The following is a 243-nucleotide window of genomic DNA, read 5'->3' on the forward strand; positions in this document are numbered from 1 at the left end:
GAAAAAGCCAATGGTCTTGCTGCTCGTTTACGTGAATTAGCGGGTATCTTAGGTTTACTTCAACAAGATCCAGAAAAATTCTTACAAGCTGGTTCTGACGATGATGAAGTCGCAAAAATTGAAGCGCTTATCAAACAACGAAACGAAGCCCGTGCCGCTAAAGATTGGACTGCAGCAGATGCGGCACGTAATGAACTTACGGCAATGGGTATCGTTTTAGAAGATGGCGCCAATGGCACGACG

General features: G+C 45.3%; 1 protein-coding gene. It reads left to right on the plus strand.

The window, feature by feature from the left end; all coding sequences use genetic code 11:
* Positions 1-243, plus strand: a 243-nt coding sequence (locus tag ACTHS4_RS12415; protein ID WP_440366040.1) for a CysS/YqeB C-terminal domain-containing protein, incomplete at both ends; no start/stop codon positions are given.

This window comes from Neisseria sp. P0014.S009, assembly GCF_051958155.1.
GTDB classification, from domain to species: Bacteria; Pseudomonadota; Gammaproteobacteria; order Burkholderiales; family Neisseriaceae; genus Neisseria; species Neisseria flavescens_C.